We start from the raw sequence: 21,787 nt of genomic DNA, 5'->3' as shown, positions 1-21,787 counted from the left end.
GCATGAGGTGGCAGTCCCAGATGGACGATCAGAACAAGAACCTTCTCCTTGCAACCGCTCTCAGCGCTGTCGTGCTGCTCGGTTGGTATACGTTTTTCCCCCCGCCGGCTGACGAGCCTGCGCCAACAGAGCTGGCCCAGTCCGACCTGACCCCGCCAACAGATGGTGCGGTGTCAGCGCCTGCGGCGGCTGCAGCCGGCGCCGCTGACGCACAGGCGGTCAGCACCACAGCCGATGCCGAAGACGACGCGCCCCGTGTCGCCATCGACAGCCCGCGCCTCAAAGGCTCGATCTCGCTCAAGGGCGGTCGTATCGATGATCTGGCGCTCAAGGATTATCAGGTCACCAATGATCCCGCCTCGGACATTGTTCATCTGCTGACCCCCGTGGGTCAGGCCAACGCCTATTACGCGCTCTATGGTTGGGCGCCTGGTACCGGCCTTGGCATTGATGACGTCCCCGGCGCAAACACGTTGTGGTCCGCCAGCCCGGACGCGACCCTGACGCCTGAGACCCCCGTCACGCTGACCTGGGACAACGGCAAGGGCTTGTCCTTTACCCGCACCATCTCGGTGGATGCGGACTATATGTTCAAAATCGACCAGGCCGTGACCAATGCCACCGGCGCTTCGGTTGCGCTGGCCCCCTATGGCACCCTTGCCCGTCATGGTGAGCCACAAGACCTCAAGAACTTCTTTGTTCTGCACGAAGGTCTGGTGCGCGAAGCCGACGGAGAGCTGAGCCAGGTCAAATACAGCAACTTCGAGGATTTCGAAGTCGACCCACGTGATGCATCAAATGCGGAAACCGTCGCCGTCGAAGACAGCGGCTGGATCGGCTTTACCGACCACTATTGGATGGCCACGCTGATCCCAGAAAACGGCCAGCCGTACCGTGCCATTGCAAAACACGACCCGCGCCGTGACATCTATCAGACCGATGTGGTCATGCCGACGATGACGGTTGCTGATGGCGCGTCTGCCGCGACCTCGACCCAGCTTTTTGCCGGTGCCAAGGAATGGGCCACCATCAAAGCCTATGAAAAAGCAGGCATTGCAGGCTTTATCGACAGCATCGACTGGGGTTGGTTCTTTATGCTGACCAAGCCGATCTTTGCCGTGCTGCACTGGCTGAACCAGCTGATCGGCAATATGGGCGTTGCGATTATCGCGCTGACCATTCTGATCAAGGTCTTGGTGCTGCCTCTGGCATGGAAATCCTATTCTTCAATGGCGAAGATGAAGGAACTCCAGCCCGAGATGGAGAAGCTGAAAGAGCGCGCAGGCGATGATCGCCAGAAAATGCAAAAAGAGATGATGGAGCTGTATAAGAAGGAAAAGGTCAACCCGGCCGCAGGCTGTCTGCCAATCCTCATTCAGATCCCGATCTTCTTCTCGCTCTACAAGGTGATCTTTGTCACCCTGGAACTGCGTCACGCGCCTTTCTTTGGTCCGTTCCAGGATCTGTCGGCCCCGGATCCGACCTCTTTGTTCAACCTCTTTGGCCTGTTGCCTTGGGCCTCCCCTGCCCCCGAAAGCATCCTGGCACTGGTCTTTATTGGTGTGCTGCCGATCCTTCTGGGCGTGTCCATGTGGCTGCAACAGAAACTGAACCCGGCGCCAACCGATCCGACACAGCAGATGGTTTTTGCCTGGATGCCGTGGGTCTTCATGTTCATGCTGGGTAGCTTTGCGTCAGGTCTGGTGGTTTACTGGATTGCAAACAACACCATCACCTTTGCCCAGCAGTACCTGATCATGCGCAGCCACGGCTATACGCCGGATGTGTTTGGCAACATCAGGAAAAGCTTCAAGCGTGGCGAGAAGCCGGAGAGCGAATGACCAACACCGTTACAGAAATCTGGCGTCACTCGATCAAAGCACATGGTCGTGAAACGTTGGAACAGGTAACCCTGACCGCCGGGCAAGCTTTGCCCGGCGATCGTCTTTGGGCGGTTGCGCATGAGGAGGCCAAGGATGCCGATGGCTCTGAATGGGCACCGTGTCGTAACTTTACCCGCGCGGCCGGCTCGCCCCAGCTGATGGCCATTGCCTCGCAGCTCAACGACAAAACCGGTGAGCTGACGCTGACCCATCCAACCGCCGGGCAAATCACCTTTTTGCCGGATGGCAATGCATCCGCCTTTCTGGAATGGGTGCGCCCCTTGGTGGCAGAAAACCGTCCGGCACCCGCCCAGCTGGTCCGGGCAAAGTCCCGCGCCATGACCGATACGCCCTATGCCTCGATCACGCTGGCAAACCTCGCCTCTCACAAAGCGGTCGAAACCGCGATGGGTCAGGATCTGGCCCGCACCCGCTGGCGCAGCAATATCTGGTTTGATCTGGGCGAGGCCTGGGCCGAAGAGGCCTGGATCGACCGTGAGGTTCAGATTGGCGAAGCCGTCCTGCAGGTCCGCGAACGCGTCAAACGCTGCATGGCAACCACCGCCAACCCGGATACGGGCGAACGCGACGCTGAGACACTAAAAACCCTGAATGAAAGCTTTGGCCACCAGCATTTCTCGGTGGCCGCCGAAGTTGTCCGCCCTGGCCGTATCAACCTGGGCGATCCTGTGAAAGTCCTTTGATGCAGATGCAGTTTACCCTGGCGGACGCGCCGGATGAGATCTCCTCGGAAAAAGGGCGCAAGCTGTTTGCCCGCGAATCCGAGTTTCTGAAAGGCGTGGTCGCCATGAATGGCCTGCCGGATGCGGACCGGACCGAGGTCTGTTTTGCCGGTCGTTCCAATGTGGGCAAATCCTCACTGATCAACGCGCTGACCGGGACCAAAGGTCTGGCGCGCGCCTCCAACACGCCCGGCCGCACGCAAGAGATCAACTTTTTCATGCAAGGTGCAGACCATTATCTGGTCGACCTGCCGGGATATGGCTATGCCAATGCGCCGCTGGATGTGGTGGAGAAATGGCAGAAGCTGCTGAAAAAATACCTGTCCGGACGCCAGAACCTGCGCCGCGCCTTTGTGCTGATTGACAGCCGCCATGGGGTCAAGGCGGTGGATGAGGAGATCATGAAGCTGCTGGACACCTCGGCCGTCACCTTCCAATGTGTGATGACCAAAGCGGACAAGGTCAAAGCCAAAGACCGCGAGAAGGTGATAGAACAGGTCAAAACCGCCCTGTCCAAACACCCCGCCGCCTATCCCGAGATTGTGCTGACCTCATCCGAGAAAGGCGACGGTATCTCGACACTGCGCGCGATTATCGCCAATCTCCCCTAAGAATGAATCGCCTGTCGTCATATCTCCTGTTGATTGCCCTGGCTGTCGCCGGGATGGTCCCGTCTGGCTGGATGCCAACGGTGGGAACCGACGGCAAGGTTCTGATGGTGATCTGCACCTCCGAAGGGGATGTGGAACAATGGGTCGACCTGGGCAACGACACCTCTCCTCATGACGGAGAGGATCACGACGGCGATCGCATTTGCCCCTTTGCTGCACTGTCACAGACAGCCATGCTGACCGAAAGTCCGGCCCTGCCGCTGGATCTGTCCCTGCGCCGGTCGTCCTGGGCGCACGCGGCCTTTACCCATCACAGCGCCGGGTTCCACTGGCGCTATGACGCCCGCGGCCCACCCACACTCTCCTGAATTCCCAACAGCTTTGTATGAATTCACCGGCCCATGATCTGGGTCCGGAGCCCCATTGGTATGGAGAGTATTCCGCATGGAAACCACACCGGCAGCACGCCAACCCCACCCCACCCGCGCAGCTGCGCAAGACCCTGATAAACTGGCGCAAAAATTCTATTTTGCCGCATGGCGCTGGCATTTCTACGCAGGCCTTTATGTCGTCCCCTTTATGATCATGCTGGCCGTGACCGGGCTGATGATGATGTTGATCACCCAGTTCGACGGTCGTGATGGCGAGAAAATCCAACTCACCACCGTGACCGAACAAGCGCTGCCCTACGACAGGCAGGCCGCCGCAGCGCTGGCGGCCCAACCGGGAGACCTGGCGGAATGGATCGGTCCCAAGTCCGAAACATTGGCCACGGTTTTTCGGATCAAAACCGACGAGGGCCAGCGGCTGGTCGCCCTGAACCAATACACCGGTGAGGTGCTCAAGGTCTGGGACCGCCGCGCCGGCTGGTACGACTGGGCCGACAATCTGCACGGCTCACTTCTGATCGGCGACACCGGTGACCGGCTGATTGAGATCGCAGCCGGTCTGGGCCTCTTGCTGGTTCTGACCGGGCTTTATATCTGGTGGCCGCGCGACAACTGGCGCGCTGCTCTTCTGCCCGACTTTTCCGCGCGGCGCCGCGCCCTTTGGAAAAGTCTGCACGGGGTGGTTGGGTTCTGGATGTCCGCGCTGTTGATCGTCTTCCTGATTTCGGGCCTGTCCTGGACCGGGATCTGGGGCGGCAAGTTTGTGCAGGCCTGGTCGACCTTTCCGGCGCAGAAATGGGATGCGGTCCCCCTGTCGGACACAACCCACGCCGCACATCTGAACCACGGCCACACCAATGATGTGCCCTGGGCGCTGGAACAGACACCGATGCCAGCCTCAGGCTCAGAGGCCGGGATCACCGGCACTGCCGAAGGTGAGCCGGTAACAGCCGAAACCGTCATCGCCCTGGGACGCGCCTTGGGGATGGAGGGGCGTTTCCGCCTGGCCTATCCCGGCAGCGACAAAGGCGTGTGGACCATCAACCGCGACAGCATGTCATCGGACAGTGATGATCCTTTCATCGACCGAACCATCCATGTGGATCAATACAGCGGCAAGATCCTCGCTGATGTGGCCTATGCGGATTATTCCTGGGCCGGCAAATCCATGGCCGTTGGCATTCCCTTCCATATGGGGCTGATGGGCACGTGGAACTTTGTCCTGAACCTTGTATTCTGCCTCTCAGTCATCTTCATCAGCGTCTCGGGCATTGTAATGTGGGTAAAACGCCGCCCGAGCGGCGCAGCACGTCTGGCTGCTCCGCCTGTGCCCGCAGACCTACCGTTCTGGAAAGGTGCCCTTCTTGTTGGTCTGTTCTGCGCCCTGGCCTTCCCGCTTGTGGGGGTGACACTGCTGGTCGTTTTGGCACTGGACGTACTGTTACTGAGCAATCTGCCAGTTCTAAAACGGGCGCTTAGCTAACCTTTCGCTCTGCTATGTCAGCCTGTTTCACACCAGGCCGACGGGCACGGATGCTCTGCGTCGACGTCCCTTCCCAGTCAGACCAATGCAGGCCGCCTTTGGTGCCCTGCATGACGCTTGCGACAGGCATCCATGCCCGAAACTGGCCCGCAACCCATGCGGTATGCGGGCCTTTTTTAACCTTGGTTCCAAGTCCTTAGGGCACGCATAAGTATTTTTAAAAAGACGAAAGCAAATAGCCTCAACACAGAACAGAGGTGTCCTGATGGAGGCTCTTTTTCATCTTTTCCCAAATACTTAAAATTCCACCCGCGCAACAGGCGCAGGCGGCGGCGTTTTATACGTGCTGGGCACCGTTCACTTCGATCTCTGCACCCGAGATATAGGAGCTTTGATCGGAACAAAGGTAAAAGATCGCATCCGCGACTTCCGACGGCTGGCCCAGACGCTGCATCGGCAGTTTCTCGACGATTTTATCGGTTCCTGGGCTCAGGATCGCGGTTTCAACCTCACCAGGGGCAATTGCATTGACCCGCACCCCCATAGGGCCAAAGTCATGGGCCATTTCACGGGTTAGCGCCGCCAGTGCGGCCTTGGAGGTCGCATAGGCCGCGCCCGCAAAAGGATGCACACGGCTGCCCGCAATCGAGGTCACATTCACAACCGATCCTTTGGCCGCTGCCAGTTCATCCTTGAGACCACGCGCCAGCACAACCGGGGCAAAGAAGTTCACGTGAAACACGCGCCCCCAATCGGCCAGATCTGTGTTCAATGTATTCAACCGGCCGCCATCCTCGGCCTTGGGTGAAATGCCCGCGTTGTTCACCAGCGCATCCAATTTGCCGTCAATACGCTCCTGGATCAGCCCTACCGCATTGATCGTATCGGCAGGGTCGCCCAGATCCAGCTGAACGTGATCCTCGGCTCCGCCACCCCAGGGGCATTCTTCTGGATGGGCCTGACGAGAGCAGGTGATTACCCGCCAGCCTTCATTGTGAAACCGGCGCACGGTGGCATGACCGATTCCCCGGCTCGCCCCCGTCAGCAGTAGAGTCTTTTGCCGCATGTGGTCTCTCCTGTCTGGAATTACCGGAAATCTACCAATTGCGGGGGGCGCTGCAATGGAATAACGCTCCCGGCCCTTGGCAGCGGTGTAAATTGTCCCTAAACCCACCCGTCAAAGGGATGATAGAGCGATGAAGAAACAGGATATGAACCGGGATTGGATTGCCACCGCCGAAACACTCTCCAGCGCATTGCCGTATCTGCAGCGCTATGATGATGCGATTGTGGTTGTCAAACTGGGTGGTCATGCCATGGGCAGCGACGAAGCCATGGACAGTTTCGCTCGAGACATCGTTCTGCTGCGTCAGGTCGGCGTGAACCCGGTGATCGTCCATGGTGGCGGACCAATGATCAATGCGATGCTTGAGAAGCTCCAGATCCAAAGCACATTTGTAAACGGCAAACGCGTCACAGATGCGGCCACCATGGAAGTGGTCGAAATGGTTCTGTCGGGCGTTGTCAACAAGCGGATTGTTCACGCGCTCAACCGTCAGGGTGGTCGCGCCGTAGGGCTCTCGGGCAAGGACGCCAACCTGATCACCTGTGATGTACCAAACCCGGAGCTGGGCTTTGTCGGCCAACCCGCCGAGATGGATCCCACGGTTCTGAAAAACCTCTTTGACAAGGACATGGTACCGGTCATCGCCCCCATTGGTGTGGGAAGGGATGGGGCCACGCTCAATATCAATGGGGACACAGCTGCCGGCGCCATCGCGCAATGTCTGAAAGCCGATCGCCTGCTGCTGCTGACCGATGTCGCGGGTGTAAAGAACGCCGACGGAGATGTGATGACCGAGCTCAAAGCCGCAGATGTCGAGGCGATGACGGCCGAAGGCGTGATTGCCGGGGGCATGATCCCCAAGACTGAAACCGCCCTTCTGGCCGTGCGCGGTGGGGTTCGGGCCTGTACCATCGTGGATGGCCGGGTTCAAAACGCGGTGCTGCTGGAACTTTTCACCGATCATGGCGCAGGCTCTATGATCCGTGCATAACGGCGCGCCCGCGCGTTGTTGTCCAAAATAATCTTGGTAATCCTACCCAGTTGGCTATCCTGTTGTCATTCCAACAACAGGACGGCCAATGAACTGTGATATCTACAGTCAGATTGAAGCGGCTACGCAGGCTGCGCATCTGGCTGTCTATGGTGCCTTCCACCCGTCCACCGGCCCAGTGACCGGTGGAACCATAATCCTGCTTGGAACAGATGGCAGCTTCTGGCAACCTTTCACGCGATCACCGGAATGGAACGATGGGCAGCCTGACCCGATTGATCGCTGGTCCACCCGCGTTGTCACGGAATTGGCAAACCGGTTTACAGCCCAGACGCATTTCCCGTTTGGAGGCCCACCTTTTAAACCATTTGTTCAATGGGCTCTGGCCTCAGGGCGTGCTTTCACATCGCCGTCGCAATTGCTGGTGCATGATGAGATGGGATTGATGTTATCCTATCGCGGAGCCCTCCACCTTGCGGACAAGATTGACATACCAGTACCACGGCTGGCGCAGTCTCCATGCCCAGATTGCACAATTAAAGCATGCATTTACTCTTGCCCAGCAAGCGCATTGGTTGACGGCGGCCCGTATCAAGTGGCAAGCTGCCATAAACACTTGGACACAGCTAAAGGGCAAGACTGTATGGACTTTGGCTGCCTGGCCCGTCGACGTTGCCCGCTCTCTGTCGGAGCGGCACGATCGGACGCCCAATCCGCCCACCACATGAGGTATTTTCACGCGCCATGACCTGCACTTTGATCCTCACCCGTCATGCCAAATCCGCTTGGGACACAGATGCCCCAAGCGATCATGCGCGTCCTTTGAACAAACGCGGGATCCGATCATCGATTGCCCTTGGCGCCTGGCTCAGAGACTGTGGCCATGTTCCAGAACAAGTAATCTCTTCCTCGTCCAACCGCACACGCGAAACTTATGAATTGATGGAGCTCGACGCACCGGCGATATTCATCGAACGCCTTTATCATGCCAGTTCAGAGGTGATGTTTCAGGTCCTGCGCGAAGCAGAGCAGAACAAGGTCATGATCATAGGTCACAATCCAGGCATCGCAGCCTTTGCCCATGCGATTTTACACCATGCACCAGCCCATTCACGGTTCGAGGACTACCCAACCGGAGCAACGCTGGTGGCCAGCTTCCAAATCGACCGCTGGAGCGATTTAAAGTGGGGCAGCGGGCGCGCCCTAGATTTCGCCGTCCCGCGCGAACTTATTGGCGTATGAATTTTCCAGTTTCAAGCAGCCAAAGCCGCACGAATTGAGCCCTCGGACGGGAAATTCTTTCTGATTAGGGAGCGTAGCATTGCGCCGTTGCCGAAGTAATGCGCCCAAAACCCTCGTTCCAGAATTTCATAGTCAGCTGGGCTCATCAGAGTTTTGCAGACCTTCTGAAATTTGATCAATCCAGAGATCACAGATGTTTCATTCTGCCAAGCGCCATCACCCTTTTGGTCATCGTTGAAATAAGCGAGAGAGACATCCGCAAATTCGATTTTGTTATCACGTGCCGCCAACATGAACGGCGCCGCAAAAAGATGGAGAGTGTCACGAAACAGCTCAACCTGTGGCAAGTAATTTTGGATTAGAGAGCACCGATACATAATCCCAATGTGACGCGGGATGTACCCGAGCATAAAAAGGCGAAACGTTTCAGAGCTTTCATGAAAAAGCTCTCGATCGTAGAAATGCGATTGAAGCGTCAATTGAAAGTCCATCGCGTTGATATCCGGCGTTGTATAGCTTCTGTGTCCGAACAGCACCGCGTCGGCCTTGCCTTTGGTAGCCAGCTCAATCAAGTCAAGCGGGTTCAAGCTTCCCACGCTTAACAGATCGTCGTCGCTGATTGACAGGACATAATCATAGCCATCCAAGTATTTTGAATAGAAGAAGTACATATTGTCGTCGAAGCCGACACCTTCATTCGTAATGTACTTGTCGCAAAGCGGCTCAATTATATGCCGCGCTTCGTTATTACGATCACTATCAGTAACCGCCACGTGAAATTCGCAAGGGCCAGTATACTGTGATCGACGCTGATGCATCTGTGTCAATAAACGGACGAGCGGAATGTTACGTTTGTAGGTCGGGACAAGAAGGCAGATTTTCATGGCGGTCATTGCGATAAACACCTCAAGGATGATAACCCTTACGCTTTTCTCCCTATCAAAGCCTGGTTAGCAAATACTGAACAAGGCCTCATCTTGAAGAAACCCCAAAGGAAGTAAAAAAGGCCGGGCGAATGCCCGGCCTTCCCGTTTCACAACAGATTGTGATCAGTGTCCCAAAATCTGGCTCAGGAACTGCTGTGTCCGCTCTGATTTCGGGTTGTTAAAGAACTCTTCCGGCTCGTTCTGTTCGACGATCTGACCATCGGCCATAAAGATCACCCGGTTCGCCACCTGACGGGCAAAGCCCATCTCGTGGGTCACACAGAGCATGGTCATCCCCTCTTCGGCCAGCTCGATCATGGTGTCGAGCACTTCTTTGATCATCTCCGGGTCCAGCGCCGATGTCGGCTCGTCAAACAGCATGATCCGCGGTTTCATGCACAAAGACCGTGCAATCGCCACCCGCTGCTGTTGACCACCGGACAGCATGCCAGGATACTTATGGGCCTGATCTGGGATCTTCACCTTTTCCAGGAAGTGCATCGCCAACTCTTCGGCTTCCTTCTTGGGGGTTTTACGCACCCAGATCGGTGCCAGCGTGCAGTTTTCCAGGATCGTCAGATGCGGGAACAGGTTGAAGTGCTGGAAACACATGCCCACTTCCGAGCGGATCTTGTCGATGTTTTTCAGATCCGAGGTCAGCTCAGTCCCATCGACGATGATCTGCCCTTCCTGATGCTCTTCCAGAGCGTTCAGACAGCGGATCATGGTGGACTTACCCGAGCCTGACGGGCCGGCAATCACAATCCGTTCGCCCCGGTTGACGGTCAGATTGATATCCCGCAGCACGTGGAACTGGCCGTACCACTTGTTCATGCCGGTGATTTGAATGGCCACCTCATCCGAGATGGACATTTTCGAGCGGTCGATTTCACGTTCAATTGCCAATTCAGACATGGTTTGAACTCCTTAGCGATGATCGGTGGCGAGACGACGCTCAAGCCACTGCGAATATTGAGAAATGCCGTAGCACACGATGAAGAACAGGACCGCAGCCGCGCCCAGAAGCTCCCAGTAGACCCCGCTCCATTCGGTGGAGGCCAGGATCGGACCCCGGATCATGCCGACCAAATCGAACATGGAGATGACCGAGACCAGCGTGGTGTCTTTGAACAGACCCACGGCCACGTTCACGATGCCGGGAATGGAGATCTTCAGCGCTTGGGGCAGGATGATCAGACGCATCGCCTGCGCATAATCAAGCCCCAGACTGTCCGCAGCCTCATATTGTCCTTTGGGCAGGGCAGCCAGACCGCCGCGGATCACCTCGGCAATATAAGCGGCCGAGAACATGGTGATCATAATCACCACCCGCAGGAACAGGTCCACGGTGCTGTCGGGCGGGAAGAAGTAGCTCAGCATCACCGAGGCCACAAACAACAGCGTGATCAGCGGCACGCCCCGCACGAACTCAATAAAGATCACGCAGATCCATTTGATCAGCGGCATGTTGGACTGACGCCCCAGCGCCAGCGCAATGCCCAGGGGTACTGACAGCGACACACAGGTCACGCCCAACATCATATTGAGCATAAACCCACCCAGATCCCGCGAGGGAACCGCCTGCAACAGCGCGTTGTCTGACGCCCCGTCCGGGATCAGCTTGCCGCCGATGATCCACACCGCAAAAGCCGCAGCAATTGCGCCAAAGAACCCGATGGCAAAGCTTGCCTTACCATAGGTCTGGAACACATAGGCCGCAGCCGCCACACCCAAAAGCGCCACGATCGGGGCCAGAATGGTGCCCCCCCAGATCAGCCAGAAGGCCAAGAATGGGTAAAGCGCCGTGAACGCCAAAAGCTTGCGCGGCAGGTCAAAGAACAGAACCGGCGCCGCCGCCACAAACAGCAGCACAAAAGCCAGGGTTGGGCGCCAGTATTGATCCGTCGGGTATTTGAACCCAAACAGAAGCTGGTTCCAGCGTTCTGACAGGACCGAGAAACAGGCCCCGGTCTTGCCCTGCAGCACCTCGCGGCATTCCGACAGGCTCGAAGTGGTCCAGACACCGTTCCAGATCCACGGCAGCGCATCTGACAGCAGTTTGTAGATGATCAGCAGGGCCGCAACGGTCAAAATGCCGTTCATCCACGAAGAAAACAGGTTGGCCCGTACCCATTTGATTGCCCCGGTCTCACGCGCTGGCGGCGGTGATTGGGGGATATTGCCATCCGCGACAAAAGCAACGGAATTGGTTGATTGATCCGTCATCTTCACCGCTCCTTCAGCTTCACAGATGCGTTGTAGACATTCATCACCGCCGAGATCAGCAAAGAGGCGGTCAGATAGAAGGCCATCAACAGCAGAACACATTCAATGGCACGCCCCGTCTGGTTCAACGTAATGCCGCCAAGCGTCGCGGTGATATCCGCATAGCCCACGGCAATCGCCAGCGAAGAGTTTTTGGTAATGTTCAGATATTGTGAAATGAGCGGTGGAATGATGATGCGCAGGGCCTGTGGCAGAACCACCAGGTTCATCACCTTGCCCGGACGTAGACCCAGCGCCGCGGCGGCTTCGGTCTGGCCTTTGGACACAGCCTGAATACCAGCGCGCACGTTTTCCGCGATAAAGGCCCCAGTATAGATCGACAGCGCAAACCACAGAGCGATCAGCGGACCGCCAATTTTGATCCCACCTTGGAAGTTAAACCCTTTGAGCGCCGGGTATTCCCAGGCCAGCCCCATGATCAACATCATGATCACAAAGGGCACAAGCCAGACACCCAGCACCATCGGCAAGGTCTTGGGGCGAACGCCGCTTTCTTCTTGTTTGGCGGTGGCCCAGACATTGATCTTACGCGCTGCAAACCATGAACCGACCGCCACAACCAGAACCACCAGCCAGTTTAGCGTCTGCCCCGGCATCAGCCCGTTTTCAAAAAACGGCATCGGGATATAGACACCCCGGTTGGTAAAGGCGACCGCATCCAACAGCATCGACGCCGTGGCATTGTCGCCCCGATAGGCGCGCGGTGCAGGCATCACGGCGGTCATCACGGTAAAGATGATGATGATCCAGATCAGCACCGGAATGTTCCGGAAGATCTCGACGTAGAACGCCATCAGCTTGGACACAAGCCAGTTGTTCGACAGGCGCAGAACACCGGCAATCACACCAAAGACGGTGGCGGTGATACAGGCCAGAAAGGCCACCAGAACCGTATTCAGCAAACCGACCAAAGCGGCGCGGCTGTGGCTGTCCTGGTTGCCATATTCAACCAAACGCTGGCTGATGTCGTAACCGGCAGTGTCGCCCAGGAAGCCAAAGTTGATGTTCAAACCCGCGGTGCGCAGGTTCTCAACTAGATTGTTCCCGAGATAGACAAATGAAAGCGCCAAAGCCAGAAAGGCCAGAGCCTGGAAAGTCAACGACCGGTAACGGGTGTCGTTGATGAGCATCGACAGCCGAAAAGCGGTTTTCGGCGGGTCAGTCAAAGTTGACATGTGGTGAAATCCCCAAAGCGTGCGGTGATCCAGTCCCGTCGGAGGTTTGCCCCCGCTCCGTACATCCCGCAGCAATTATTTGGATGAGAAAAGGGCGCGGTTTCCCGCGCCCTTTTCCCGATTACATTTTAACGGAAAGGCGGTGCGTACTGCAGGCCACCTTCGGTCCACAATGCGTTCAGACCGCGTGCCAGACCAATCGGCGTGTCTTCACCGATGTTCTTGGCAAACACTTCGCCGTAGTTGCCGCCAGCTGCGATGGCTTTTGCGCCAAAGTCAGCGTCCAGGCCCAGCATCTCACCCAGAGTGCCTTCGGAGCCCAGCAGACGGTTGATTTCCGGGTTGTTGGTGCCAGCTGCCATCTCGGCCAGGTTGGCAGATGTGATACCCAGCTCTTCAGCTGCAACCAGCGCGTTCATGGTCCAGCGAACCACGTCACCCCAGCCGTTGTCGCCGTGGCGGACCAGCGGGCCCAGCGGCTCTTTGGAGATGATTTCCGGCAGCAGGACGTGTGCATCCGGCGCGTCAAAAGTCGCGCGGGTTGCCGCCAGACCAGATGCGTCGGTGGTGTAAACGTCGCAAGAGCCAGCCAGATACTGCTGCTGTGCTTCGGCATTGGTTTCGATCGGAACCGGCTCATAGCTGATGTTGTTCACACGGAAGAAATCCGCCAGGTTCAGCTCGGTGGTGGTGCCGGTCTGGATACAAACAGTTGCGCCATCCAGTTCCTTGGCCGAGGTCACGCCCAGCTCTTTGGGAACCATAAAGCCCTGACCATCATAGTAGTTCACGCCAACAAAGTCGAACTTCAGGTCGACATCGCGCGAGAAGGTCCAGGTGGTGTTACGGGCCAGCATGTCGATCTCGCCGGACGCCAGCGCGGTGAAACGGGTTTTACCGGTGGTCGGGACAAACTCGACAGCGCTTGCATCACCCAGAACCGCAGCGGCAACCGCACGGCAGACAGCAACGTCAAAACCTTGCCATTCGCCATTCGCATCCGGTGCAGAGAAGCCGGTCAGACCGGTGGACACACCGCAGTTCAGCTTGCCACGGGACTTTACGTCATCCAGGGTCGCTGCAGCAGCCGCACCAGCTGCCAGACCAGCAACGGTCATGGCACCAAAAAATACGGATTTCTTCATTTTTACCTCTTCCTGATTTTCCGCTTATTTGCGGTTATTTCCGGGACAAAGTTGTTCCCCCCCGGATCAGATGAACCTGAGTTGCTCCCAAATTCGCCTTGAGTGTGTGATCAATCATCAACAAACGTCAAGACCGTGATCAGGATTTTCGATGGTTCCATTCGCAAATTGCTTGAAACTCGGTCAGAGGTTGTGGGTTTACGCCTGTGCTACGCTGGTTTTATGTATCATTTGCACAGATCAAAGAAGCGTTTGGCGTGCATAAATTCACCGCGTTTCCGGGTCGCGATTTCAACCGCTTCTTCATCTGCACCCCATTGATCTTCCTGCCATTTTTCATCTACTCGGGACAGCTCCCAAATGGCATCAGCAGGCCGCCAATCCAGTGCCGCGGCAAAGCCCAAAACCAACGACCCCGACATCGACACAAGATCGTGAAAGGCAGCCAACTCAAAGGCGCTAAAAGCATGGGTTTTTTCCCGTAAAACGGTCAAAGCCGCCGGATCTTGGCCCGCATGCATAATGCCCGTTCTTGCAGCAAGGCGCGCGCCCAAAACCTCTGCGGCCCAAACTAACGCAACGTCCCAAGCCTCTGACTGGCGCTCAACCAGCGCCTGCGGGCTATCTGCGCGGTAACACAGCAAATCCGAATCACCATAGTCCGCCAGCATGTCGGCGACTTCTGCGTGCTGGATTGCGACCTTGTCGATGGCCGCATTGGCGGACCTTGTGCAGGACATACTGTTGGGATCCACATGATCCACCTGCGCGTCCCATTCCGCGGCCACCGCTTGGGCCATCGCAAGGGTTGGCAAAACCAAAGCAGCCTTGGCCGGTGTCTTCACCTTGCGCCCATCCAAAAGCACGGTGAACCCGTCACCCTCAGGCGCGGCTGTTGCCTCGGTCCAGAACCGTTTCTGTTTCCACTCGCTCATCGCCTCAGCCTTTCCAGATCTCATTCAACAGGGGTTTTAACGCAGCAAAATCCCGGATCACATGATCCGCTCGCAACTGCTCCACCGGGTGAAATCCCCAGGGCACTGCAATGGTCGTCACCCCTGCGGCGCGTCCCATGTCCATGTCATAAGAGGTGTCGCCAATCATCACCGTATGTTCCGGTGCCACACCCGTTTCCGCCATCGCCGCCATCACCATCGAAGGATTCGGTTTCGACGGGTGATGATCCGCCACCTGCCGGGTGACAAAACAGGTCAGGTCATGCGCCTCCAGCAACCCATCCAAACCGCGCTGCGATTTGCCCGTAGCCACACCCAGCAGATATTCGGGCACCGCATGAAGCTCAGCCAGCGCCTCAGCCGCGCCGGAATAAAGCGGCGAATGCGCCGCCCCCCCCGCCAGCCGCGCGGCTTTATATGCACGCTTATAGCCTTCAACCACGCCGGCCTGCAGATCACCAGGCAGATCCGGCACCAGCTGCGCAACGGCCTGCGGCAGCGACAGACCCACAATCGACAGGATCTGATTACGTGGTGGCACTGGCAGATCCAATCCACCAAAGGCCGCCGTCATTGCACCAACGATTGCCCCCTGGCTGTCCACCAGCGTGCCATCCACATCAAACAGAACCAGCCGCAGGTCCGACATTACCGCAGGCTCTCGAACGGATCATCCGCCGCCAGATCTTCGGTCCAGCCAAAGGTATCCCAGCTCTGTTTCATATGCTCCGGCAGTTCAGCCACGATAGAGACCTGCTTTTTGGTATCCGGATGTTCAAACGCCATGCGACGGCAATGCAGATGCAGCTTCTTGGAGATCACGCCACCGATCTGCGCGCCCCAGCCGTCCCCCATATTATCCTGCCCCGAGCCACCGTATTTGCCATCCCCAGCAATGGGGTGGCCAATCTCAGCCATATGGGCGCGCAGCTGGTGGGTCCGGCCGGTGATCGGCTCCATCGCCACCCAGGACGCCCGGTTCGCCACACGATACAGCGTTGCATATTGCGTGTGGGATCGCTTTGCGCCCGGCGTGCTGTCCACTTCGTTCAGATGCACGGCGATCATCTTTTCGCCTTCGCCACTGCGCCCATGACCACCCGCCTTGACCAGCCCGCATTTCACCTCACCCAAGTAAGGTGTCGGAACGCCGGCGACCAAGGCCCAGTAAATCTTGCGGGTGGCATGATGGCGAAACGCCGCCGTCAGCGCCTGCGCCGCCAGACGGGTGCGCGCCAGGATCAGAACACCTGATGTGTCTTTGTCCAACCGGTGCACCAGACGCGGCTTTTCGTCCAGATCGAACTTCAGCGCTTCGGCCAGACCGTCAACATGTTTGGTGGTGCCGCTGCCGCCTTGCACCGCCAGGCCCGCAGGCTTGTTGATCGCAAGCACTGCGTCGTCTTTATAGATCACGCAATCGCGGATCATCTTGGCATCCGCTTCGGAAATCCGCGCCTCTCGCGGAGCGGCAAGTTTCAGATCGCTTGCAGCCAGGGGCGGCACACGCACGGTTTGTCCCGCTTCCACCCGTGTGTTGGCCTTGACCCGACCGCCATCCAGCCGCAGCTCGCCCTTGCGACACATCTTCTCAATCCGGCCCTGGTTCACATGGGGAAACAGCCGACGCAGCCACCGGTCGATCCGCTGGCCCGCATCATCCTCGGAAACGGTAATATTCTGCACGCCGCTCATCTCACAGCACCCCTCTGGCCAACATCAGGCCCAAAAACAACGCCCCGATCGAGAGGCCAACAGACAGCGCGACATACACAGCCGCCTGCCCCAAATTCCCGCGTTCCACCAACGTAACCGCTTCCAATGAAAAGGCCGAAAACGTCGTAAAGCCTCCCAGAAGCCCGGTCATCACAAAGGGCGACAAATGGGTTACCCCCCGTTGCGCCGCCACAACAACAAAAACCCCCATCAAAAAGGAGCCAAGCACATTGACGCTCAGCACCCCCAGCGGGAAGCCAAGCACGCCAAAGGCGCGGGTGATCCACACACCCACCAAAAACCGGAACGATGCGCCAATCGCGCCGCCCAGCGCCACATATGCCACTGTTGAAACCATAAGGCCGGTCAGTCGCGCAGGTGGGCCCAGATGTCAAGTTTTGCCTGCTCTGCGCCACACACATGACGGCGCGGCTATGCGGCCCGCATTCATCTTTTCCCAAATACTTCCGCCGGAGGCCGCGCCCCGCAGGGGCGCTTTAATCGCCGCCTCTCTGTGCGCGCAGACGTTCGAAATATTCCAGACGTTTCTTCAGATCGCGTTCAAAACCGCGCTCCACGGGTTTGTACAATTGCGGCCGCTCCATCCCGTCGGGGAAGTAATTCTGCCCGGAAAACCCATCCTCGGCATCATGATCATAGGCATAGCCCGCACCGTAGCCCTGATCTTCCATCAGCTTGGTCGGCGCGTTCAGGATATGTTTGGGCGGTGGCGCGCTGCCGGTTTTTTTGGCCAGACGCCGGGCCGCCTTATAGGCCATGTAATGAGCATTGGTCTTGGGCGCGAGCGCCAGATAGACCACCGCCTGCGCCAGTGCGAGCTCCCCTTCGGGGCTGCCCAGCCGTTCATAGGTCTCCCAGGATTGCAAACAGACCGCCTGCGCCTGCGGGTCGGCCAGCGCAATATCCTCCACCGCCATCCGGGTCAGCCGCCGCGCCAGATAGCGCGGGTCTTCGCCGCCCTCCAGCATCCGTGCGAACCAATAAAGTGCCGCATCCGGGTCCGAACCGCGCACGGATTTATGCAGCGCGGAAATAAGGTTATAATGTTCATCCCCGCCCTTGTCGTATTTTGCGGCGCGTTTCATCAACCGGCTGGCCAGCTCATCCCGCCCCAGATCGGCAGCCGTGCGCCAGGCCGCAACCTGTTCGATCAGATTGAGCAACGCGCGCCCGTCGCCATCAGCCATCTCCAACAAGGCCTCTCGCGCATCTGCAGTCAGCGGCAAAGCACGGCCCAGCTCATCCTCGGCGCGCCGGGTCAGCGCCTCCAGATCATCCGCATCCAGCCGCTCCAACACCAGAACCTGGGCCCGCGACAGCACCGCCGCATTCAGCTCGAAACTCGGGTTTTCGGTGGTGGCCCCGACCAACAGGATGGTGCCATCCTCCATATGGGGCAGAAACCCATCCTGTTGCGCCTTGTTGAACCGATGGATCTCATCCACGAACAGCAATGTGCCCTGCCCGTTCTGGCGGCGGATCTTGGCGGCCTCAAAAACCTTGCGCAGCTCCGGCACGCCGGTAAAGATCGCTGAGATCTGAACAAAATGCAGATCCGTCTCAGCCGCCAGCAGCCGCGCGATGGTGGTTTTGCCCACGCCCGGCGGTCCCCAAAAGATCAAGGACGACAAAGACCCCGACGCCAGCATCACCCCCAAGGGCGCCTCGGGCCCCAGAACCTGGCTCTGGCCGATCACCTCTCCCAGCGTTTGCGGGCGCAAGCGATCCGCCAGCGGGCGTGGCGGTTCGGGTCGGTCCCTTTCGGGGATGCCTTCGGGGGGCGGGCTGTCAAAAAGGTCTGCCATAACACCCCATCTGGATCACAGGCGGAAGCGCAAGACAACCCGTTGCCCGCGCCTCATCAGCTCCACCTGCATCCAGCGGGTCTTTTCGCGCAAAGCCTGTTCCACATCCGTGGGGCGTTCAATGTCCCGGCCGTTCACACGCACCAGAATATCCGCCTCTTGGATGCCAGCCCGCGCCGCATAGGGTCCTGCATGGGTCACCACCACGCCATCTGCGGTAAAGGGCAGCCCCATGCCAGAGGCAACCGCAGGGTTGATCCGCGCGATCTCAAGCCCCGGAAAGACCGACCGCTCGCCCAGCGCCAGCGCCTCGGCTGGGGGATCATTGGGCGCTGGCAGCATCGCCACCTCGACGTCTTCGGCGACACCGTCACGCACGCGGGTAAAAACAGCCGTCTGTCCCAACCCGGCAACGGTCATGCGAAACACCATTTCTGGCGGAGAGTTCACAGGCTCCCCGTCCACCTGGGTAATCACATCACCCACCTGAAACCCGGCCCGTCCAAAGGGGCTTTTGGGGTGCAGATCGGAAATCATCATACCTTCCACCAGCCCCAGACCCAGGCTCTCGGCCAGATCCGCATCCATCAGTTGACCGGACATGCCCGCCCAGGGGCGTTGGAACGCCTCGGACCCTTCCTGAGCCTGACGCACAAATTCGCGCACCAGATTGGCAGGGATGGCAAAACCAATCCCGTTTGAGCCCCCTGATCGGCTGAGGATCCGGGTATTGATCCCAATCAGATCGCCGTTCACATCAATCAGCGCCCCACCCGAATTGCCGGGGTTAATCGGCGCGTCGGTTTGGATATAATATCCGCGTCCTGCGCCCGTTGCAGTGCCAGACCGCGCCAGACCCGAGATAATGCCCGAACTCACCGTCTGCCCCACGCCAAAGGGGTTGCCGATCGCCAGCGCCAGCTCGCCGACCTCCACACGATCACTGTCTCGCAGGGTCAAGAACGGCAGGTCCTCTGCCTCATCCAACTGCAGGATCGCCAAGTCAGACTCTTCATCGGCCAGCACCACTTGCGCGTTGAACTCGCGCCGGTCATTGGTCACCACCCGGATTTCCGACGCGGTGCCCACCACATGGTAATTCGACACAACATATCCGTCGGCCGACAGGATCACCCCCGATCCAAGCGAGTTCTGCACCCGTGGCCGACGCTGCTGACCAAACCCACGAAACAGATCGTCAAAAAACGGATCATTCATAAAAGGCGAGCGCGCCTGCGTTTCAGTGATGATCTTGGCATAGATATTGACCACTGCGGGCGCGGCCTCTTTGACCAAGGGCGCAAAGCCCAATGCGATCTCAGCCTGCGAGGCCGGCACCCGCGTTTCTGCCTGAATAGGCAGAGCACCCAGCATAACAATTGTGAGTGCTGTCAAACAATTACGAAACATTAATATTCCCCAAGTCACTTCTTGGAGAATATGCTCATCAAATCCAGGATGTTCAAGCCTTTGGACCGATCCGGCAGGACTAGTTCATAGTCATCCAGATCAACCGTTTTTTCCGCGCGTTGCAGCGCGTAATACTCCAGAACGTCCGGCTCACACAGTTCCACATCATGACGCATCCCGATGATGTCTTCGGCCAGGGCCACCGGGATTTCCCGACCCCAATCCATTGGATGATCCGGGCCCTGCTCCTCCATCACCGCGTGATGGTCTGTGACGATTTCATCCAATACTTTCGGCGGGTTGCCTGTGATCTCAAGGTGGTGTTTGTCGCCTGTTGATCCGTCATGAGACACCGACCACAGGCATTCACCACTCTCATAAAAAGAGACCCAGCTTTCGTTGGTGTCATAAAGCACCGTATAAGCTAGGAATGGACCATCAAAATCCGCTGCATTGTCCGCGATAAAGCGAGCTGAAAATGTGGCATCGCGCGTATTGATGACGCTCCATCCGGTCATTTCATGTTTGGCCACCCAAGGACCCCATTCGGGGGCATCTTCTTCCGGTGGCAGGACCTTCCCACCAAAATAAACACCGAACTTTTGCGGCTCCATTTTTGCCGCGACAATAGAATGTCCAGAGGCCATAATAATCATCCCTAAATTTAAAACCTAAATGCCCTTATGATTAAGGAGGCGAGCACATCTGGTCCAATCAACAAAAAGAGCGCGCCGTGATCGACGCGCCCAAGGTGCCCCATTTTCCTGGGGTCAGGGGGAGAGAGAACGGCAGCGCTTACCCCGCCAGACGAGACAGCGCGGCGCGGCGGTTGCGGACGGCTTCGGCCAGCTTGTTCATCTCAACCTCGGTGGCCTCCCAGCCGATGCAACCATCGGTGATCGACTGGCCATAGGTGAGTTTTGACAGATCGCCGTCCTTGGGCAGATCCTGACGACCGGCGACCAGATGGCTTTCGACCATCACCCCGGTGATCCGGCTGTCGCCCACCGAGATCTGTCCACGTACATCGGCCAGAACCTCGGGCTGTTTTTCGGGATCTTTGCTGGAATTTGCGTGGCTTGCGTCAATCATCACATGGCCGCGGATACCGTCCTTTTCCGCCATACGGCAGGTCGCATCCACAGAGTCTGCGTCAAAGTTGGTGCCGCCGCCGCCGCGCAGGATCACATGGCAATCGGGGTTGCCCGCGGTGCCACCAATTGCTGCCCGACCAGAGGGCGCAAGCGCCATGAAATGATGCGGGCGTGCGGCCGAGCGCACAGCGTCAATCGCGATCTGTACATTGCCTCGGGTGCCGTTTTTGAAGCCCACGGGGCAGGACAGACCCGATGCCATCTCGCGGTGGATCTGGCTTTCGGTTGTGCGCGCGCCAATTGCGGCCCAGGCCACCAGATCAGCGATGTATTGCGGCACATGAGCGTCCAGGAATTCAGTCCCCACCGGCAGGCCCATGGCGTTGATATCCTGACACAGCTGGCGCGCCCGGTGCAGACCCAGATTGATACGGAAGCTCTCATCCATGCCGGGGTCATTGATCAGCCCTTTCCAGCCGCCAATGGTGCGGGGTTTCTCGAAATAGACGCGCATCACAATCTCCAGCGCATCCCCCAGTTCCGCGCGCAAGGGCGCCAGGCGGCGGGCGTATTCCATCGCGGCCGGCACATCGTGGATCGAGCACGGGCCCACCACAACAACCAGCCGGTCATCGCGCCCGTGCAGCACGTTCTGGATGGTCCGGCGGCTTTCGATCACGGTCTCCAGCGCTTTGGATGTGGCGGGAATCGCCTCAGCCAGCTCTTTGGGGGAGGTCAGTTCTTTCATCTTGGTGATCCGCAGATCCTGGGTTTGTTGTGTCATCTCGGGGCTTCCTGTGTCGTGGTGTGCGGAGCCTCGGGTCCCTGGGGCAGCGGAAACAAAA

Annotated in this window: 21 protein-coding genes; 7 read left to right on the top strand and 14 right to left on the bottom strand. The window is 58.1% G+C overall.

Going from position 1 to position 21,787, the window contains the following annotated elements:
• The first annotated feature begins 20 nt into the window (after nt 1–20).
• From yidC to GFB49_RS08300, 5 genes are all read left to right on the top strand, one after another.
• Entirely contained in the window at nt 21–1,841 is a 1,821-nt protein-coding gene (yidC, locus tag GFB49_RS08320; RefSeq protein ID WP_153215404.1) for a membrane protein insertase YidC, read from the top strand.
• Complete coding sequence (locus GFB49_RS08315) at nt 1,838–2,587, top strand: MOSC domain-containing protein (RefSeq protein ID WP_153215403.1); 750 nt, start codon at nt 1,838–1,840, stop codon at nt 2,585–2,587. The genes yidC and GFB49_RS08315 overlap by 4 nt, the downstream gene beginning before the upstream one ends.
• Nucleotides 2,587–3,237 carry a ribosome biogenesis GTP-binding protein YihA/YsxC gene (gene yihA / locus GFB49_RS08310; protein ID WP_153215402.1) on the top strand — a complete coding sequence of 217 codons (651 nt, stop codon included), beginning with the start codon at nt 2,587–2,589 and terminating at the stop codon, nt 3,235–3,237. Before GFB49_RS08315 ends, yihA begins: the two co-directional genes overlap by 1 nt.
• Nucleotides 3,238–3,239: 2 nt before the next feature.
• Nucleotides 3,240–3,605, top strand: a complete 366-nt coding sequence (locus tag GFB49_RS08305; protein WP_153215401.1) for a DUF2946 family protein — start codon at nt 3,240–3,242, stop codon at nt 3,603–3,605.
• 76 nt (nt 3,606–3,681) lie between these two features.
• Nucleotides 3,682–5,109, top strand: coding sequence for a PepSY-associated TM helix domain-containing protein (locus tag GFB49_RS08300; protein WP_153215400.1), 1,428 nt, complete (start codon nt 3,682–3,684; stop codon nt 5,107–5,109).
• A gap of 337 nt (nt 5,110–5,446) precedes the next feature.
• Here the strand turns inward: GFB49_RS08300 and GFB49_RS08295 are convergent, their stop codons facing one another.
• Nucleotides 5,447–6,175 carry an SDR family NAD(P)-dependent oxidoreductase gene (locus GFB49_RS08295; protein WP_153215399.1) on the bottom strand — a complete coding sequence of 243 codons (729 nt, stop codon included), beginning with the start codon at nt 6,173–6,175 and terminating at the stop codon, nt 5,447–5,449.
• A gap of 130 nt (nt 6,176–6,305) precedes the next feature.
• Between GFB49_RS08295 and argB the strand changes: the two genes are divergently transcribed.
• Nucleotides 6,306–7,166: an acetylglutamate kinase gene (argB, locus tag GFB49_RS08290; RefSeq protein WP_153215398.1), complete on the top strand. Its 861-nt coding sequence runs from the start codon at nt 6,306–6,308 to the stop codon at nt 7,164–7,166.
• Between the two features lie 744 nt (nt 7,167–7,910).
• Entirely contained in the window at nt 7,911–8,408 is a 498-nt protein-coding gene (locus tag GFB49_RS08285) for a SixA phosphatase family protein (RefSeq protein ID WP_153215397.1), read from the top strand.
• Nucleotides 8,409–8,419: 11 nt separating this feature from the next.
• On the opposite strand, the gene GFB49_RS08280 is transcribed toward GFB49_RS08285, so the two are convergent.
• From GFB49_RS08280 to GFB49_RS08220, 13 genes are all read right to left on the bottom strand, one after another.
• The gene (locus GFB49_RS08280) at nt 8,420–9,301 is read right to left on the bottom strand and encodes a hypothetical protein (RefSeq protein ID WP_153215396.1); all 882 of its coding nucleotides are present in this window, start codon (nt 9,299–9,301) and stop codon (nt 8,420–8,422) included.
• Between the two features lie 156 nt (nt 9,302–9,457).
• Nucleotides 9,458–10,249, bottom strand: coding sequence for an amino acid ABC transporter ATP-binding protein (locus tag GFB49_RS08275; RefSeq protein WP_153215395.1), 792 nt, complete (start codon nt 10,247–10,249; stop codon nt 9,458–9,460).
• Nucleotides 10,250–10,261: 12 nt separating this feature from the next.
• A complete protein-coding gene (locus tag GFB49_RS08270) occupies nt 10,262–11,560 on the bottom strand; it encodes an amino acid ABC transporter permease (protein ID WP_153215394.1) in 1,299 nt (432 codons plus the stop codon).
• 2 nt (nt 11,561–11,562) lie between these two features.
• Nucleotides 11,563–12,795, bottom strand: coding sequence for an amino acid ABC transporter permease (locus GFB49_RS08265; RefSeq protein WP_153215393.1), 1,233 nt, complete (start codon nt 12,793–12,795; stop codon nt 11,563–11,565).
• A gap of 128 nt (nt 12,796–12,923) precedes the next feature.
• Complete coding sequence (locus GFB49_RS08260) at nt 12,924–13,940, bottom strand: amino acid ABC transporter substrate-binding protein (protein ID WP_153215392.1); 1,017 nt, start codon at nt 13,938–13,940, stop codon at nt 12,924–12,926.
• A gap of 227 nt (nt 13,941–14,167) precedes the next feature.
• Nucleotides 14,168–14,875 carry an ATP12 family chaperone protein gene (locus GFB49_RS08255; protein WP_153215625.1) on the bottom strand — a complete coding sequence of 236 codons (708 nt, stop codon included), beginning with the start codon at nt 14,873–14,875 and terminating at the stop codon, nt 14,168–14,170.
• A 4-nt stretch (nt 14,876–14,879) separates the two neighbouring features.
• On the bottom strand, nt 14,880–15,545 hold the full coding sequence (locus GFB49_RS08250; RefSeq protein WP_153215391.1) for an HAD-IA family hydrolase: 666 nt from the start codon (nt 15,543–15,545) through the stop codon (nt 14,880–14,882).
• Nucleotides 15,545–16,591 (bottom strand): RluA family pseudouridine synthase, encoded by a 1,047-nt coding sequence (locus GFB49_RS08245; RefSeq protein ID WP_153215390.1) that lies wholly within the window; start codon nt 16,589–16,591, stop codon nt 15,545–15,547. The genes GFB49_RS08250 and GFB49_RS08245 overlap by 1 nt, the downstream gene beginning before the upstream one ends.
• A 1-nt stretch (nt 16,592) precedes the next feature.
• The gene (gene crcB, locus GFB49_RS08240) at nt 16,593–16,970 is read right to left on the bottom strand and encodes a fluoride efflux transporter CrcB (protein WP_153215389.1); all 378 of its coding nucleotides are present in this window, start codon (nt 16,968–16,970) and stop codon (nt 16,593–16,595) included.
• 139 nt (nt 16,971–17,109) lie between these two features.
• Complete coding sequence (locus GFB49_RS08235) at nt 17,110–18,438, bottom strand: replication-associated recombination protein A (protein WP_153215388.1); 1,329 nt, start codon at nt 18,436–18,438, stop codon at nt 17,110–17,112.
• Nucleotides 18,439–18,453: 15 nt separating this feature from the next.
• Nucleotides 18,454–19,848 (bottom strand): trypsin-like peptidase domain-containing protein, encoded by a 1,395-nt coding sequence (locus GFB49_RS08230; RefSeq protein WP_153215387.1) that lies wholly within the window; start codon nt 19,846–19,848, stop codon nt 18,454–18,456.
• Nucleotides 19,849–19,862: 14 nt separating this feature from the next.
• Nucleotides 19,863–20,495 carry a hypothetical protein gene (locus tag GFB49_RS08225; RefSeq protein ID WP_153215386.1) on the bottom strand — a complete coding sequence of 211 codons (633 nt, stop codon included), beginning with the start codon at nt 20,493–20,495 and terminating at the stop codon, nt 19,863–19,865.
• 148 nt (nt 20,496–20,643) lie between these two features.
• Nucleotides 20,644–21,726, bottom strand: coding sequence for a 3-deoxy-7-phosphoheptulonate synthase (locus GFB49_RS08220; protein ID WP_153215385.1), 1,083 nt, complete (start codon nt 21,724–21,726; stop codon nt 20,644–20,646).
• Between the last annotated feature and the right edge of the window lie 61 nt (nt 21,727–21,787).

Origin of the sequence: Tritonibacter litoralis, from assembly GCF_009496005.1 — a bacterium.
Classification (GTDB): Bacteria; Pseudomonadota; Alphaproteobacteria; order Rhodobacterales; family Rhodobacteraceae; genus Epibacterium; species Epibacterium litoralis.
Note: the sequence above shows the minus strand (reverse complement) of the source record. Positions and strands in the feature narration are given on the sequence as shown.